The organism is Candidatus Zixiibacteriota bacterium (assembly GCA_040753875.1).
Classification (GTDB): Bacteria; Zixibacteria; MSB-5A5; order GN15; family FEB-12; genus DATKJY01.
This window is the reverse complement of sequence record JBFMDV010000009.1, coordinates 50,558-67,119: the sequence shown is the minus strand read 5'-3', so window position 1 is coordinate 67,119 and position 16,562 is coordinate 50,558. Positions and strand designations below refer to the sequence as shown.

The 16,562-nt window shown below is 57.8% G+C and carries 19 protein-coding genes; all 19 read right to left on the bottom strand.

Features of this window, described 5'->3' with window-relative positions; genetic code table 11:
* Nucleotides 1-37: 37 nt before the first annotated feature.
* Nucleotides 38-2,290, bottom strand: coding sequence for a hypothetical protein (locus tag AB1644_04650; GenBank protein ID MEW6050337.1), 2,253 nt, complete (start codon nucleotides 2,288-2,290; stop codon nucleotides 38-40).
* A gap of 84 nt (nucleotides 2,291-2,374) precedes the next feature.
* Nucleotides 2,375-2,740 carry a cupin domain-containing protein gene (locus tag AB1644_04645; protein ID MEW6050336.1) on the bottom strand — a complete coding sequence of 122 codons (366 nt, stop codon included), beginning with the start codon at nucleotides 2,738-2,740 and terminating at the stop codon, nucleotides 2,375-2,377.
* Between the two features lie 45 nt (nucleotides 2,741-2,785).
* Complete coding sequence (locus tag AB1644_04640) at nucleotides 2,786-3,571, bottom strand: electron transfer flavoprotein subunit beta/FixA family protein (protein MEW6050335.1); 786 nt, start codon at nucleotides 3,569-3,571, stop codon at nucleotides 2,786-2,788.
* Nucleotides 3,572-3,724: 153 nt separating this feature from the next.
* The gene (gene rnc / locus AB1644_04635) at nucleotides 3,725-4,474 is read right to left on the bottom strand and encodes a ribonuclease III (protein MEW6050334.1); all 750 of its coding nucleotides are present in this window, start codon (nucleotides 4,472-4,474) and stop codon (nucleotides 3,725-3,727) included.
* An 8-nt stretch (nucleotides 4,475-4,482) separates the two neighbouring features.
* On the bottom strand, nucleotides 4,483-5,730 hold the full coding sequence (fabF, locus tag AB1644_04630) for a beta-ketoacyl-ACP synthase II (GenBank protein ID MEW6050333.1): 1,248 nt from the start codon (nucleotides 5,728-5,730) through the stop codon (nucleotides 4,483-4,485).
* A gap of 37 nt (nucleotides 5,731-5,767) precedes the next feature.
* A complete protein-coding gene (gene acpP / locus AB1644_04625) occupies nucleotides 5,768-6,019 on the bottom strand; it encodes an acyl carrier protein (GenBank protein MEW6050332.1) in 252 nt (83 codons plus the stop codon).
* A 32-nt stretch (nucleotides 6,020-6,051) separates the two neighbouring features.
* Nucleotides 6,052-6,783: a 3-oxoacyl-[acyl-carrier-protein] reductase gene (gene fabG / locus AB1644_04620; GenBank protein ID MEW6050331.1), complete on the bottom strand. Its 732-nt coding sequence runs from the start codon at nucleotides 6,781-6,783 to the stop codon at nucleotides 6,052-6,054.
* 8 nt (nucleotides 6,784-6,791) lie between these two features.
* Nucleotides 6,792-7,727 (bottom strand): ACP S-malonyltransferase, encoded by a 936-nt coding sequence (fabD, locus tag AB1644_04615; protein MEW6050330.1) that lies wholly within the window; start codon nucleotides 7,725-7,727, stop codon nucleotides 6,792-6,794.
* A 7-nt stretch (nucleotides 7,728-7,734) separates the two neighbouring features.
* Nucleotides 7,735-8,724, bottom strand: a complete 990-nt coding sequence (locus tag AB1644_04610) for a beta-ketoacyl-ACP synthase III (protein ID MEW6050329.1) — start codon at nucleotides 8,722-8,724, stop codon at nucleotides 7,735-7,737.
* On the bottom strand, nucleotides 8,651-9,751 hold the full coding sequence (gene plsX / locus AB1644_04605) for a phosphate acyltransferase PlsX (protein MEW6050328.1): 1,101 nt from the start codon (nucleotides 9,749-9,751) through the stop codon (nucleotides 8,651-8,653). The genes AB1644_04610 and plsX overlap by 74 nt, the downstream gene beginning before the upstream one ends.
* Nucleotides 9,752-9,801: 50 nt before the next feature.
* A complete protein-coding gene (gene rpmF, locus AB1644_04600) occupies nucleotides 9,802-9,984 on the bottom strand; it encodes a 50S ribosomal protein L32 (GenBank protein MEW6050327.1) in 183 nt (60 codons plus the stop codon).
* 15 nt (nucleotides 9,985-9,999) lie between these two features.
* Nucleotides 10,000-10,518, bottom strand: a complete 519-nt coding sequence (locus tag AB1644_04595) for a DUF177 domain-containing protein (GenBank protein ID MEW6050326.1) — start codon at nucleotides 10,516-10,518, stop codon at nucleotides 10,000-10,002.
* A 191-nt stretch (nucleotides 10,519-10,709) separates the two neighbouring features.
* Nucleotides 10,710-11,126: an ATP synthase F1 subunit epsilon gene (atpC, locus tag AB1644_04590; GenBank protein MEW6050325.1), complete on the bottom strand. Its 417-nt coding sequence runs from the start codon at nucleotides 11,124-11,126 to the stop codon at nucleotides 10,710-10,712.
* A 2-nt stretch (nucleotides 11,127-11,128) separates the two neighbouring features.
* Nucleotides 11,129-12,535: a F0F1 ATP synthase subunit beta gene (atpD, locus tag AB1644_04585; GenBank protein ID MEW6050324.1), complete on the bottom strand. Its 1,407-nt coding sequence runs from the start codon at nucleotides 12,533-12,535 to the stop codon at nucleotides 11,129-11,131.
* Between the two features lie 135 nt (nucleotides 12,536-12,670).
* Nucleotides 12,671-13,534, bottom strand: a complete 864-nt coding sequence (atpG, locus tag AB1644_04580) for an ATP synthase F1 subunit gamma (protein ID MEW6050323.1) — start codon at nucleotides 13,532-13,534, stop codon at nucleotides 12,671-12,673.
* 34 nt (nucleotides 13,535-13,568) lie between these two features.
* Entirely contained in the window at nucleotides 13,569-15,077 is a 1,509-nt protein-coding gene (gene atpA / locus AB1644_04575; GenBank protein ID MEW6050322.1) for a F0F1 ATP synthase subunit alpha, read from the bottom strand.
* 127 nt (nucleotides 15,078-15,204) lie between these two features.
* Nucleotides 15,205-15,753: an ATP synthase F1 subunit delta gene (gene atpH, locus AB1644_04570; protein ID MEW6050321.1), complete on the bottom strand. Its 549-nt coding sequence runs from the start codon at nucleotides 15,751-15,753 to the stop codon at nucleotides 15,205-15,207.
* Between the two features lie 5 nt (nucleotides 15,754-15,758).
* Nucleotides 15,759-16,241: a F0F1 ATP synthase subunit B gene (gene atpF / locus AB1644_04565; protein MEW6050320.1), complete on the bottom strand. Its 483-nt coding sequence runs from the start codon at nucleotides 16,239-16,241 to the stop codon at nucleotides 15,759-15,761.
* A gap of 66 nt (nucleotides 16,242-16,307) precedes the next feature.
* Nucleotides 16,308-16,547 (bottom strand): ATP synthase F0 subunit C, encoded by a 240-nt coding sequence (gene atpE, locus AB1644_04560; GenBank protein ID MEW6050319.1) that lies wholly within the window; start codon nucleotides 16,545-16,547, stop codon nucleotides 16,308-16,310.
* Between the last annotated feature and the right edge of the window lie 15 nt (nucleotides 16,548-16,562).

The following is a 16,562-nucleotide window of genomic DNA, read 5'->3' as shown; positions in this document are numbered from 1 at the left end:
GCCACTAATCAGTGAGATGTTGTAACACTTGGGGAAGCTAATAGTTCAGCAGATTGGCGAAAAGGTGAATCGCATCGATGTTCAACTCGGCGATCATGTCGAGCAAGGGATAGCCGCAATAGACTATGCTGCCGTTACCGAGTCGCGTCACCGACAGGATTGCCGCGCCCGATGGTGATACGTACAGTTTGTCTCCCGGACTGACCACCGCTGACGCTACAATCGCCTTCTGTGACAACGGCTCCAGCAAACCTTGATCAGAGATCTGGTATGGTGCCCTCAGGAGTTCTGAAGTTGGCTGTTGGTTGAAAATGTCCGTGGAGGAGAGTTCCTCGGTTCCCGGCGTCAGCTCAAGCGGAAGAATACCCTGCGGCCAGTCAGGCGGCTGGCCAAGAATGATCAACGAACCACCGGCGCGGACGAAATCCTCGAATCCGCCACGGGCCGCCCGAAGCGATGGGAACTCCCGAAAGGAACCGGAGCCGATGACTATCACATTATAGGCGCTCAGATCGGAGGTGGTGAGAGAACGGTCGGTCAAGGGTTGGAACCCCGCACCGGTCATACGGAGTACATCCTCGAGAAGTCCGGTGCTGTCCGGCAGGAACGCGATCTTGATCGTATCATCAATCTGGCATGCAGCAATCCGTATACGCCCGGTGTCTGCGGTCACCATACGCCCATTCAGCGACAGTGAAACCGTGGCCTCTTGCACGCCGAGTTCAAACAGGTTCGATACCGAAAAGGGAATGCTAAACGAATGTCGCGTGCGCCCCTTTTCAAGCGACAGCCGCGATTGGTACGCGCCGGCGAACATCCCTTTGGGCGTCTCCAGATTGACGCCGATCGAGCCCCGATAGTAGGTAGGCTTGGAGATCACTGCCTGCCAATGCATCGAAGCTACCACCTTGTCGATATTCAACTGGGCGACAGGCGGAATGAAATAGAAACTCGGTTGAAACCTTACCGAAACGTCGGGCGCCTCCCAGATCGGCATGGCCGTTTGGAATGGAAACGTGAGATTTCCGGTTGTTACATCGGCAATGAACAACAGCGACTCCGGCTGCTCTGCCTCCAGGCGAGCCTTTGCCACATCCACGAGATACTCCTGGACGAATGTCTGGTGGGCGCTGACAGCGTGCTGCACCGAATCGAGAATCACGTCGGCAGAATCCCAGTAGGGAAGAAAGCGAACAGAGGCCAGTTGCACCGACGCCCCCCCCTCGGCTGAGAGTGACGCCACAAACTTGAGCTTGGGGCCGTCAGGTGAATCGCGCACGATAATCTTCCCGTTCCATCGTATTCCAAGTTCCCGCAGGAGCGCATTGGTGACGCCGGACATCAAGTCATTGATATACGACCCCAGTCCCGGCCGTTCCATCAAGGCGCGGTTGGCATGGACCTGATGTGATAATGCCGCGGCTTCTTCATAGGCACCGACAAGCGCGCTCATTCGAAGCTGCTCGACTCCGTTCCGGGCCGACACGAGATATGAGATAACCGTCCGCGACCGCCTGAGATACGCTTCTTTAACGGCCCCGTCGGGCAGGCAAGCTTCCAGGACAGTGGGCAATTGCCAGGTCGGCAGCCCGGAGACAAAGTCTGCATCGGCGCCGACCAGCAATGGAGAACGGTACACCAAAGAGTACCTGATGAGGCTGGGTGGGGAATACCATTGGGGCGCCAACCGGGGAAGCAGGCGCGGGACCTCATCCTGTATCCGCTGGCGATACAGCTCATATTTTTCACGCGGATTCAGAAGCACCGACGACCGGCTGTCGATGGTGTCCTGATCGGCAGGCCCAAGTTGATACACTTTTGAAATGCCGAACAGGGCAGTGGTGTCCAGCGCTCGTCCCAGTACCGCTATCCTAAGCCCCCGGTACAGCGGTCCGGCCCCGACGTCACCAAATACCACGATGTTCGGCGGGCGGTCACCATAGAGCTTGAGCAAAAGAGAGTCATAGCCGACAGCAGTTGTGTCCCCCACCACGCATTGTCTCAGAGCCAGCTTGGAACCTGCGAGCTCAGTGGTCTGGTGCATGAAAGTCGCACTTGGCCGCAACGACACCAGATCCACTTCACAACCGTGTTGATCGTTGAGGTAATAGATTGTTCCCCAGTCAATATCCTCCGGCTGCTCGAACAGATACATGACCCGAAGGTCGGTGAGCGCAAAGCGGACCGGATCGGCGGCATAAGCGGCAGCCACCAGCAAGTTGATGCCAAAGAGGAGTCCCATGATATGGGCAGTGGAATATCGTCCGGAGAATCGTGCCCGTCTCACCATGTCGGAATATAGAAACACACAAATTGGCGTGTCAAAGTTGAAATACGTGTCGGTCAGGGGGTATCTGGTGAAAACGCCGGACAACTATTCCAGGATCTTTTCGTCGTGTACCTGCCACGCTGGATCGACAATACAGAGAAAGGCCAACTCACATGCACCCGTGTTCTCAAGCCATTGGATGGAGCCCGGCGGAATCTCAATCACGTCCATCGGTGACACCGGCGACGACTCATTATCGACATGCAGAATCCCCTCACCCTGGAGAATTACATAGACTTCGTCACCGGTCAACCGGTGCTTCCGTGATCGTTGGCCGCTTGGGAGTACCGCATGTGCCAGCGAATATCGGCCGGAGAACGGGTACCTGCGCCCCGGATGTAGCAGTTCACGCAAACGCGTGCCGTCACCGGCGACTATTTCTGCGGTACTGTCCAACCTGTATATGCGCATCGAGCGACAGCTATGAGAAAGGCCGCCTGGGGGCGGCCTCTGTGCTCAGATGATCTGATTCTCTCGAAGTTTCTTGAACAGGTTTTCGGCGATCTCTTCGGGCGACCCGCCGGTTATCATCTCTCCTTTGGTCCGTGGCGGCGGGGGAGAGACTTTCAGTGTCTTCGTGCCGGAATTGACGCCGATACCTTCGCCGTTCAACCCGAGTTCCGAGGCCGACCACTTGATGATGGTCTTCTTCTTGGCGGCCATTTTGCCTTTCAACGATGGCAGCCTGGGCTCGTTTATCTCTTTCACCACCGAGACCACGGCGGGAAGCATGACCTCCACAACATCGTACCCGTCTTCGGTCGTGCGAAACACCGTCACTTTATCGGACGCGACCGATTCGAATTTCTTCACAAACAGCGACTGCGGGATATCCAGATGTGCCGCCACGGCTGCCGGCACCTGGGCGGAATCGGAATCGATCGCCTGTTTGCCGGCCAGTATCAGGTCGAATGTCCCCAGTTTTTTCAGCCCGGCCGCCAGGATTCGGCCGATACCTTGTGGGTCGGAACCAGCGAAAAGCTCGTCGGAAAGCAGATAGGCGTCGTCGACACCGAGCGCGAGACAATCGCGCAGCGCCGATTCGGTCCGCTCCGTCCCGACCGACATGACAACACAGGTGCCGCCATGCTTCTCTTTCAGTCGAAGCCCCTCTTCGACCGCATATTCATCAAATGGATTGACAATCCCAGGCCCGGCCGGCAACACTACCTGATTGGCCGCTTCATCAACTTTGATAAGTGCAATCTCCGGCACCTGCTTTATCAAGACGACTATGTTCATGGCGCGCTCCAGCGACAGTTCGGTACTCGTTTAATGGCAGCTAATATGACCAACCGTACCCACAAAGTCAAGTCAGAGGGAGCGACGGGAAATGCCTGATGATATGTGTAATGCTGTGAGTATGTGGAGAGTTTGCGGCTATTGCCCCTGCGATCAGGATGGGCGTCCTTCGAGATATTCCAGCGCCTGGCAGGCGGCGCGCTGCTCCGCTTCTTTTTTTGACGAGCCGCTCCCTTTGCCTGCTTCTTCGCCACCGATAGTCACCACCACATGGAACACCTTGTCATGGTCCGGCCCGACCTCCGAGACCACGTCGTAGCGCGGCGCACCATTCCCCCGGGATTGAATCAACTCCAGCAGCTCCCCCTTGTAGTTCCGTTGCGAGGAATCAGCCACCACGTGATCCTTGTGGGTGTAGATAAGCCGAAGCACTACATCGCGCGCCGGCTCCAGGCCGCCGTCAAGAAAGACGGCCCCGATGATCGATTCGAACGCATCGGAGATAATGGATGGGCGCTCCCGCCCGCCCGCCCGCTCCTCTTCCGGTGAAAGGCGAATATAGACGTTGATCCTCAGCTTCCGGCCAATCCCGGCCAGAGTGGTCTCGTTGACCAGGAGCGCTTTGGTCTTGGTGAGGTTCCCTTCTCCTTCGTCGGGGTAATCGTCGTAAAGCCGTGCCGCGATCACGAGGCCCAGTACAGAATCGCCGAGGAATTCCAGCCGTTCATTCGAAGGAATTATCTGGCCGTTGGAACGTGAATATGAACGATGTGTCAGACCAAGCTGTAGCGTACGCACATCCCGGAAATGATACCCAATGATCTCCTGAAGGTCCTCCAGGCGCGCAGTATCGGCGTCGTGTAACTCTCCCCACAGTTCTTTGAGAGTCTGCCAGAGTTTCATCCGGTGGCTTACATTCGTCCGTTGACCTTGCCCGCCAGAAGCGTGACGTTATGGCCCCCGAAACCAAAAGAGTTGGACATTGCGTAGGTCACCGGCCAAGTCCGCTTGACATGCGGCACGTAGTCCAGATCGCACTCCGGATCCGGCTCGTCGAGATTGATGGTCGGATGTACCAACTCGTGTTCGATCGACTTCAACACGGTGATGAACTCCATCGCCCCTGCCGCGCCCAGCAGATGGCCGGTGAGCGACTTGGTGGAATTGCACGGTATCTTGTAGGCATGCTCACCGAGCACCGCCTTGATCGCCTTGGTCTCGGCGATATCGCCAAGGTCGGTTGCCGTGCCGTGTGTATTGATATAGTCAATCTGATCCGCTTTCAGGCCGGCATCGACGAGTGCCGCCTGCATGGCGCGCCTTGCCCCATGCCCTTCCGGGTGCGGTGCTGTCATGTGGTACGCATCAGCCGTCATGCCCGCGCCCAGAATCTCGCCAAAAATATGGGATCCTCGTTTCACCGCATGCTCATGCGATTCCAGGATGATGATAGCCGAGCCCTCACCCATGACAAAGCCGTCTCTTCCTTTGTCAAAAGGCCGTGACGCTTTCTCCGGCTCGTCGTTGCGCGTGGACATCGCCCGCGCCTGGCAGAATCCCGCCATAGAGGTTGGGGTAATGGTCGCCTCGGCACCGCCGGCGATCATGACGTCCGCCTCTCCCCGCTGCACGATACGGTAGGCATCGGCAATGGCATGGGCTGAGGAAGCGCAGGCGGAAACCGTGGCATAATTGGCACCCCGGAAACCGAACCGCATCGAGACCAATCCGGCGCACATGTCGATGATCATCATGGGAATGAAGAATGGCGAGACACGACCTGGTCCCGAGGTCACCAGCGTGCTGTGCTGCTGCTCGAAGGTGGAAATGCCGCCAATGCCGGAACCGATCACCACGCCGCAGCGATCCAGATCGAGCGATTTCAGATCCAGACCGGCATGCTTGACCGCCATTTCGCTGGCCACGATGGCGTACTGCTCGGCCAGGTCCATGCGTCGCAGCTCTTTCTTTTCAATGTACGGTGAAGCGTCGAATCCCTTGACCTCGGCGGCTATCTGCGTGGGGTAGTCGTCGACATTGAACCGGGTGACCCGCGCCACGCCGGACCTACCGGCAAGCAGATTCTCCCACAGAGTCTCAACAGTGTTACCCAACGGGGTTACCGCGCCAAAGCCAGTCACGACCGTTCTCACCTTCATATATGCACGCGCCTGCGTATCGCAGCGGCGCCGGCGCTCAGTTGGCGCCGGCCTTCTTGGTGTTTTCTTTGATGTAACTGATGGCGTCACCGACCGACTGGATCTTCTCGGCGTCCTCGTCCGGGATCTCCAGAGAGAACTCCTCTTCGAGCGCCATCACCAGCTCCACGGTATCAAGCGAATCGGCTCCAAGGTCTTCCACGAACTTGGCGCTTTCCGTCACCTGACCGGCTTCGACACCGAGCTGCTCGACTATGATTTCCTTGACTTTTTCTTCGACTGAAGGCATGAACTGTCTCCTTTGCGTATATTGTTGTTAGTCTACATTGCCAAGCCGCCGTCAACCGCCAATACCTGGCCGGTGACGTATGCCGCCTCATCGGAGGCGAAAAACAGAACCGTCGCGGCGACATCAGACGGCAGCCCCGGGCGTCCCACCACCACTTGCTGCAACAACGCTGCACGCGCCGCTTCGGGTAACTTCTTGGTCATTTCGGTTTCAATGAACCCGGGAGCAACGGCATTCACCGTGATGCCCCGGCTCGCCAACTCGCGAGCCGCCGACTTGGTCAGCCCGATCAGACCTGCTTTCGATGCCGCATAATTGGCCTGCCCGGCGTTGCCGACCAAGCCGATCACCGAACTGATATTAATAATGCGCCCATACCGCTGCTTCATCATGATGCGGCTGGCCGCCTTGGAGACAAGAAACGCCCCTTTCAGATTGATGTCAAGCACCAGGTCCCAGTCCTTTTCATCCATCCGGATCATGAGCGTGTCGCGGGTGATCCCGGCATTATTGACCACGATATCCACTCTGCCGAATCTGGTCATAGCCTGTTCGAACATCGCTTCCACATCGGCTGCGATGGTGACATCGGCCTTCACACCGAACACCGAAGAACCCATCTGGGCCAGCGCGGCATCCACCGACGCCTGGTCTATGTCGCAAATGACAACTTGAGCGCCATGTCGAAGGAACTGCTCGGCAATCTCGCGGCCAATACCGCGCGCCGATCCGGTTACCAGTGCCGTTTTTCCCGAAAAATCCATACGCTTCCTTATCGTGAGCCGACCGAGGTGAACGCCTTGACATCGGCCAGCGTGTCAAGATTGATGGTCTGTTCGAGATTCATTTCGCGCCGGGCCATACCGGCCAGCACCTTGCCAGGGCCGATTTCGATAACGCTCCGGACGCCCGTTCCGGCGAGATACGACATGGTCTGTGCCCAGCGAACGGGAGCTGTGACCTGCTGAGACAGGAGTTGCCGAATTTCGGTGGGTTCTGAGACCGGCCGGCCCGTGACATTCGCTATGACCGGGCGGACCGCCTGATCGATCTTCAGCCCCTCAAGATAAGCGGCAAGCGATTCTACGGCCGGCTGCATAAGTGGCGAGTGAAACGCACCGCCTACTTCGAGCTTGAGCGCCCGTTTGGCGCCAGCCTCTTTTGCGAACGCTATGCCTGCCTCAACCCCGGCGTTGGTGCCCGATATCACAACCTGACTCGCCGCGTTGTAATTTGCGGCAACGACGATTCCTGACATGGAGGCTTTCCTGCACACCTCTTCCACTTGCTCATTGCCAAGACCGATAATGGCAGCCATTGTGCCCGGGTTCTGTATGCAGGCTTGTTCCATCAACGCCGCGCGCTTGATGACTGCCCGAACCGCGTTTTCATTACTGAGCGCTCCGGCCGCTGCCAGGGCACCATATTCACCGAGCGAATGTCCGGCGGCAAAGCTAAAAGACGGGAGCTCCTCACGCAGGATGGTCAGCACCGCGAGCGAATGAAGCAAGATGGCCGGCTGCGTGTTGGCGGTTCGTTTCAGCTCCTCGGCTGGTCCCTCGAAAGACAGCCGTGCTATGTCAATCCCCATCTCATCTGATGCCATCTCGTACAACAGCCGAACATCGGCCGAATAGTCGTGAAGATCTTTGCCCATGCCAACGTATTGGGATGCCTGCCCCGGAAAAAACAATGCTGTGTTATTCACATGTTCCTCACCATCTCACCAGTGCGGCGCCCCAGATAAGCCCGCCGCCGAACGCCACCATCAACACATGATCACCCGGTTTCAGCCTTCCCTGGCGGTTGGCTTCGTCGAGCGCGATCGGAACGGAAGCCGCCGAGGTATTGCCGTACTTTTCCAGATTCAAGAACATCCGCTCATGGCCGATATGCAGCCGTTTGGCCAAGGCAGCAATAATCCGCAGGTTGGCCTGATGCGGCACGAGCAACGAAATGTCGGCGGGTGTCAACCGGGCATCTTCGATCACCCTTAGCGCCGCCTTCTTCATCTCGCGCACAGCCACCTTGAACACTTCCGATCCATTCATAAGGACCTTGTCCCGGCCGTTCCATAAGTACTCCGGCGTATATGGCCGGGCGGTCCCGCCCACTTCGACCCAGAGCCACTCGCGAAGTCTGCCGTCGGACTTCAAGTAGGTCGAGAGGATCCCGCGATCCGAGTCCGAGGCTTCCACGACCACAGCACCGGCGCCGTCGCCAAATAACACACAGGTGGCGCGATCCGTATAGTTCACGATCGAAGACAGCTTCTCCGAACCCACCACCAGTATGCGCCGGTACTGGCCGGTTTCGATAAACGCCTTGGCCACGGAAAGGCCGTTGATGAACCCGGTGCATGCCGCCGCGATGTCGAATGCCGCGGCGGTGGTCAGCCCCATTTTCTCCTGTATCACACAGGCGGTCGACGGAAGTTTGTAATCCGGCGTGACCGTGCCGTTGATCACCAGATCAATATCGTCGTTGCGAACGCCGGCCATGTCCATGGCCCGACGGCACGCCTCCACGGCCAGGTCGGATGTGGCAGTGCCGTTGGCGGCGATCCGTCGCTCCCTGATGCCGGTGCGGCTGACGATCCAATCGTCGGATGTATCGACTAACTTTTCGAGATCAGCGTTGGTCATCCGGTGCGGCGGAGTATACGATCCCGTCCCGGCTATCCGCGCGCTTAGTTTGTGACCCATTCGTACGTCCAAAATGATTTGTGATCAATTCGTCGTGAATCCGTTCTTTGATGCCCCGATTCGCCATCTCGTACGCGGCGAGCACGGCATTGCCGATCGCAATGGAGTTCGAAGAACCGTGGCAGATGATCACGATGCCGTTGACGCCCAGCAGCGGCGCGCCGCCGTATTGGGCATAGTCGAACGCCCGCTTCATGCGTTTCAGGAACGGCAGCATCAAGTACGCGCCCATGCGCGAAAAGATATTGGTTTGAATCTGGCGCTTAATCGCTTTCATCATGAGCGGCTGGATCGACTCGGCGAATTTCAGCAGGATATTTCCGGTGAAACCGTCGGTCACCGCCACATCGACCGTTCCCGCCATGATGTCGCGTCCTTCGATGTTTCCCACGAAGTTGATCTTGGAATGTTTCAGGAGTTCCTGGGCGGCGAATATCAATTCGTTTCCTTTGCTGCGCTCTTCCCCGATGGAGATGAGTCCCACCCGGGGGGCTTCCAGATGAAGCACGGCCTGCGCATACACTGAACCCATGACCGCAAACTGCGAAAGATGCTGCGGCTTGCAGTCGGCATTGGCACCCACATCAAGAACAAACGCCGGGCGTCCCTCGCTGGTCGGGAACGCCGCCGTTATGGCCGGGCGGCTGACACCTTCAATCCGACCGAGCGTCAGGAGTGACGACGCCATCACGGCACCGGTGTTCCCCGGCGACACGAAGGCATCCGCCTCTCGGCGCTGCACCATGCGGAGTCCGACCGAGATCGAACTGTCCTTCAATTTGACACCGTCCGTCGCCGCGATATGCATCGGCACCTCGGACTCGGCATGATGTATGGAGACATTCGCGGGAAGCGATTTATGGTGGACCAGGTATTGGTCCATTTTGTCCTTGTGACCGACCAGACAGATTTTGACTCGATCCCCCAGCTTGAGAGCGGCGCTTATGCCCCCATCAATAATGTCGCCGGGGCCCTTGTCCGCGCCCATGACATCGAGCGCCACCGTGTACTGGCCGTTTCCGGTCATTCGTTCCTTTTGTCTTCGTTTCTCAATGTCGCGGTCGCGTGACCGCCAGACTACACTTCCCGGGTGGCAAGCACCTTGCGCCCGTCATAGAACCCGCAGTGCGGGCAGATATGGTGCGGCAGACGCGATTGGTGGCAGTTGGAGCACTCGCCCACGTTGGGCACGGCTATCTTCCAGCCGGTGCGGCGCAGCCGCCCGCGCGTTCGCGAGTGTCGTCGTTTTGGGTTGGGCATCCGAGTATCCTCTTTCTATGTATGATTGTTTCGCAGACTCTTCAACGCGCTCCAGCGGTCATCGATCCGCTCAAGGCGGCAACTGCAGGCGCCATCATTCAGATTGGCGCCGCAACGCGGGCACAACCCCTTGCAGTCCGCCGCACATAACGGCTTCATGTCGAGAGATAGAACCAGCGCCTGACGGACGATTTCGCCCGGGTCGGCCATCAAGTTCTGTCCGTGCATATAGACATAATCCTGGTCGTCGAACACGCCCTTGATTGTTTCCGCCGGCTGACTATCCGATCGGACGATAAACTCGGTCGGCATATTCAATTCAGTCGAGAATTCGCGCAAGCAGCGGCTGCACTCCATCTTGACGTGCGCCTGCACTGTCCCGTGACATATATATTCCTGACCGGACTTGTGGATCGTGACCCGCAACAGGACATCGTCAACCGCCGTCACTTCGGGAGCGAACGATTGAAATTCGTCCTTTTGAGCCGCCACTTCGGCCGTCGCCGGAAACTGATCGAATTCTCTTAGGTCCAATATCATAACCGCTAATTTTACCCAAATAGTCCTGAAAAGTCAAGCCGAATCACCAGCGACAACATACAGCAACACAACGAGTTGTCTCGTTTCTGCGGCCGGCCGCCGCCGGGTCAGGGTCAACCTGAAGAACAAAGAAAAACCGGCCAGTATCAACCGACCGGCTCACGCTTGACCCCTGGTCCGGGCCCCTACTGGTGCGTTTCGTTATACACTCGAATGCGATTAGCCGCTCGCTCCAGAGCCGAACGCACCGACGGCAGGTCGATATCGGTTTCCCCCGCACCCGCCTTCACAATGCGCGCTTTGTTCCGCTCGTATGCGGCCCTGGCCCGCTCGATGTCGATCCCATTCGCTTCCTCAACCGCATCCGCCAGGATCGTCGCCCGGTTTGCCGAAACTTCCAGAAAGCCGTCGGACACTGCCAGCACATGCACGACATCCTCAGCATCTCGAAACTCGATCTTGCCCGGCTTGAGCGCCGTGATTAGCGGCGCGTGCTGGGAAAGCACACCAAGATACCCCTCGCTGCCCGGCGCGGTTAGTGACCGGACCTCCGCCTCATAGTACGCGCGTTCCGGCGTGACGATCGACAGAAGAAACATCATTCCTACTTCTTCGATTTCTCGAAATTCTCGACCGCTTCCTCGATCGGTCCGACCAGGAAGAAGAACTGCTCAGGGATGTGATCGAGCTGGCCCGATATCAGCATGTCAAATCCCCTGATCGTGTCGCCCACCCTGACATACTTACCGGCCTTGCCGGTGAACGCCTCAGCCACATGGAACGGCTGCGACAGGAACCGTTGAATTTTGCGCGCTCGCTGCACCGTCAGTTTGTCCTCCTCGGACAGCTCATCAATACCAAGAATGGCGATGATGTCCTGAAGGTCTTTATAGCGCTGAAGAACCTGCTGCACGCCGCGCGCCACGCGGTAATGATCTTCACCGACGATCAATGGATCGAGAATTCGCGAAGTTGAGTCGAGCGGGTCCACCGCCGGGTAGATACCCAGCTCGGCGATCTGCCGCGACAGCACGGTCGTGGCATCCAGGTGCGAGAACGTGGTCGCCGGGGCCGGATCGGTCAGGTCATCGGCCGGCACGTAGATCGCCTGCACTGATGTGATGGAACCAGATTTTGTCGAGGTGATTCGCTCTTGGAGCGCCCCCATCTCCGTGCCCAAAGTAGGTTGGTACCCTACCGCCGACGGCATCCGCCCGAGCAGCGCCGAAACCTCCGAACCTGCCTGTACGAAGCGGAAGATGTTATCGATGAACAACAGTACATCCTGGTTCTCTTCGTCGCGGAAATATTCCGCCACCGTCAGACCGGAAAGTCCCACGCGAAGGCGCGCGCCCGGCGGCTCGTTCATCTGGCCGAACACCAGCGCGGTTTTCTTGATAACACCGGAATGCGTCATTTCGAGCCAGAGGTCGTTCCCCTCGCGGGTTCGTTCGCCGACGCCGCAGAACACGGAATAGCCACCATGCTCGGTGGCGATATTGTGGATCAGTTCCTGAATGACCACCGTTTTGCCGACACCGGCGCCACCGAAGAGCCCCACTTTTCCGCCCTTCGCATACGGCTCCAGCAGGTCGATCACCTTGATACCGGTCTCGAACATCTCGACCGTCGTCACCTGATCCTCGAACGCGGGAGCGGCGCGATGTATCGGCAGCCGCTTGGTGCCCGGGGGCAATGCACCAACTGTATCGATCGGCTCGCCAAGCAGATTGAACAGGCGTCCCAGCGCCACATCGCCGACAGGAACGGTAATGGGCGAACCGGTGTCAACCGCCTTCATGCCGCGCACCAAGCCGTCGGTCGAGGCCAGCGCCACACAGCGCACGATATTGTCGCCGATATGAATCGCCACCTCGACCGTCAGGTCGATCTTGCGTGACTCATCCTTGATCTTGATGGCGTTGAGGATGTTCGGCAGCGAATCCGAGGGGAACTCGCAATCCACCGTCGGGCCGATTACCTGAACCACTTTTCCGATATTTTCAGCCATGCAGCCTACTCCGTCTATTCACAATACATCTAGTCAAACTTACGGCCAGTTCCGTCTATAGGCCGGTTGTTACACTACTCTTCCGATCATCAGCCGCTCTCATTGGACGCGAAGCGGAAAAAAGTGGCTTGCCACTCACCCTTTCAACGCCTCCGCTCCGGACACCACTTCCAATATCTCTTTCGTGATCTGAGCCTGCCGCGCCTTGTTGTAATCCAGGGTGAGGGTATTGATCATATCGCCCGCGTTGTTGGTGGCGGCCCCCATAGCCATCATCCGGCTGCCATGTTCGCTGGCGAATGATTCCACGAGAGCGGTTACCATTTTGGTTGTCGCATATCCCGGCATCAGCGCCGCATAGATCATTTCGGGTGACGGCTCAAATATATACTCACCACATTTCTCTTCCGCGCTGACTTTCGGACGCGCGATCGGCAGGTACTGCTCGTTCGTCAACTGATATCGAGCCATGGACAAAAAACGCGTATAGACCAGATTGATGGCATCGGTTTCGCCCGCCACGAACCGTGCAGTAAGAAACGACACGATACGGCGGGCTTTATCGTAGTCGATGACGCCGCCCCAGTCGCCATAGAATTGGACGACCGGCCAGCGGCGGCGCTTGTAGTAATCGTTGGCGCGTTTGCCTATCGCCACGATCTCGACCTCCGCCTCGTGCTGCTCGTTGAGCCACTGGTCAGCGCGACGGATCACGTTCGAGTTGAACGAGCCGCAGAGCCCTCGATCCGACGTGATCACCACCAAGGTGTGCCGTTTTACCGGCCGTTCCTCGAAATACGGATGCGTGATCTCGCCGGCTGAACCGGCCGCCAGATGCCTCAGCATCTCGTCAAGCTTCCTGGCATACGGTTTGGCCTGCATGACCCGTTGCTGCGCCTTACGCAGATTGGCCGCAGCTACCATCTCCATCGCCTTGGTGATGCGACGAGTCGATACAACCGTCCGGATTCGTTTTTTTACTGCTCTCAGTGTCGCCACGGGCGAGCCTGTCTAATCCTGACGTGTTTCATGTTCATGCTTTGAACTGGGCTTTGAATTTCCCGACCGCGTCTTTCAGCTTCGCTTCAGTCGCGTCCGAAATCACTTTGTCTTTGGCGAGTGTCGGCTCGATCTCCGGATAGTTTTTGTCGCAATAGGCGAAGAACTCACGTTCGAATCGGGCAATCGCCGCCTTTGGCACATCATCAAAATGCCCGCGGGTTCCCACCCAAATGACCATCACTTGTTTGGCGACCGGCATCGGGACATACTGCAACTGTTTAAGCAACTCTACCATCTTCTCGCCACGGTTGAGCTGCTTGCGGGTCGCCTCGTCCAGGTCTGAACCGAACTGCGTAAACGCCGCCAGCTCACGGTACTGCGCCAGGTCCAGCTTCAACGAGCCAGCCACCTGCTTCATCATCTTGGTTTGCGCGTTGCCGCCGACTCGCGACACCGAGATACCCACGTTGATCGCCGGTCGTACGCCGGAGAAGAACAACTCGGATTCGAGAAATATCTGGCCATCGGTAATGGAGATTACGTTGGTCGGAATGTAAGCCGATACGTCGCCGGCCTGCGTTTCGATAATCGGCAGTGCGGTCAGCGATCCGCCACCCAATTCATCGGACAACTTGGCCGCACGCTCCAGCAGACGCGAGTGACAGTAGAAAATGTCTCCGGGGTATGCCTCGCGGCCCGGCGGACGACGAAGCAGGAGCGACAACTGGCGGTACGCCTGCGCCTGTTTGGACAGGTCATCGTAAATACAGAGCGCGTGCCGCTTGGAATCGCGGAACTCCTCACCCATGGCACATCCGGAATAGGGCGCGATATATTGAAGCGGTGCCGGGTCGGTCGCCGACGCGGTCACGACTGTGGTATATTCCATCGCACCGTGCTTGCGGAGCACTTCCACTACCTGGGCCACCGTCGAGGCCTTCTGCCCGATCGCTACGTATATGCAGAAGACGTTTTGACCTTTTTGATTGATGATGGTGTCGATGGCCAGCGCCGTCTTGCCGGTCTGACGGTCCCCAATAATCAATTCGCGCTGTCCGCGCCCGATGGGAATCATCGAGTCAATCGCCTTGAGACCTGTCTGGAGCGGCTCTTTCACCGGCTGGCGCTGCACGACATTCGGCGCGTGCCCTTCGATCACCCGATATTTATCGGTCACAATCGGGCCCTTGCCGTCAAGCGGCTGCCCGAGCGGATTCACCACCCGGCCGACCAGCGCCTCACCTACCGGCACGGAGGCTACTCGTCCGGTGCGACGAACCGTGTCCCCTTCGTTAATCTTGGTATCCGGGCCGAAAATCGCCGCGCCAACGTTGTCGGCTTCGAGATTGAGCACCATGCCCAGCAGATCGCCGGGGAACAGGATCAACTCGGACATCTGGACGTCCTCAAGACCCCAGATGCGAGCGATACCATCGCCCACCTGGAGCACGGTTCCCACCGACTCCATTTCGAGCTTGGTCTCGTATTTCTCGATCTCTTTTCTGATGACCGATGAGACTTCTTCAGGATTGAGACCCATCATCATCCTCCTATGTCAAATTGCTCACATTCCATACGCTGGACAGCCCGTCGCCGTCACTGCGAGGCGTCGCCCGCCGAAAGGCAAGTGACGACGAAGTATTCTCTTCGCGGGCTCACGCCACCGATCACGCCACCTTGACCTTTTCCAATTGTTCGCGGATCCGGTCCAGACCGTGCCGCAGCGATCCGTCAATGATTTGGTTGTGCATAATCACGATGGTGCCGCCTAAGATGGCCGGATCGATCTTCTGCTCCAGTTCAATGGTCATCCCGCTCCTCACTGCCAGGCGGGCGATCAGCGACTGCGCTTCGGCTGTCGAAAGCGGCATCGCCGTGATGACGGTTACCCGCGCAATACCCTTCTCGGCTTTCACGAGCCGGTCGAATTCGTCGATGATCTCCGGCAGGTAGTTGATCCGGTGCTTATCAAGCAGGACCAGCAGGAACTCGACAAACATCCGTTCCATGCGGCCTTCGAAGACCTTCCGGATCAGCGCTTCTTTCTTGTCATCCGGCACTTGCGGCGCATCGAGAAACGACTGCAGCGACCGGTCCTGCGAAAGGATTGCTTTCAGCGCCAGGAACTGCTCATCAGCCAACTCAAGCATCTTCTTATGCTTGGCGGACATGAACAGTGCGTGCGCATATTTGTGTCCGATCTCTTGCGCCAGCATCCGAACTATGCTTTCTCGATCTCCGCGATATAGCGGTCGATCAGGTCGCGGTGTTTTTTGTCGTCCAGCTTCTCGCGAAGCAGCTTTTCCGCGGCCGTCATCGTGATCGTCACCATCTGATTGCGAAGCTCCACTCGCGCCTTGGCGACATCCCGTTCGAGTTCGGCCCGCGCCTTGACGTGAAGTTCCTTCACCTCGTTCTGCGCCGAGCTCTTGATATCTGCCGCCACTTTCTTGCCTTCTTCAACCGCTTCGACAATTTTGGCCCGGCGTTCATTCTCAATCTCACGCAGCTTGGCATCGTATTCAGCTTTTTGGCCTGCGACATTCGCCCTTTCGGTTTCAATCTGCCGGAATTCTCCCGCGATCCGATTCCGCCGTTCTTCCATCAAAGCCAGAAGCGGCTTCCAGGCGAAGCGTTTGAGGATCCACAGCGTGATGAGAAAACCCAATGCATGGGTAAGTAACTGCTGCCACTCTAAACTCATGCGATCTCCAGTCCTCTAACGGCTGGCGCACGGCTTTCGCTTGTGTTGCCGTACGCCGAATCCACTTCAGTGAGCGCCGATTTTCCCGAACATCAGGAAAAACACCACCAGGGCGTAGATCGTCAAAGCTTCGATCAGCGCAGCGCCGATAATCATGGCCGTCTGAATCTTGCCGGATGCTTCGGGCTGACGACCGATCGCTTCCATCGCTGAACCGACCGCCCGTCCCAGACCGAGGCCGGAACCAACCGCCGCCAGGCCGACGCCCATCGGCAATGCCCATGCCAACATTGATTGATAGTCCATTGTTTCCTCCTATCT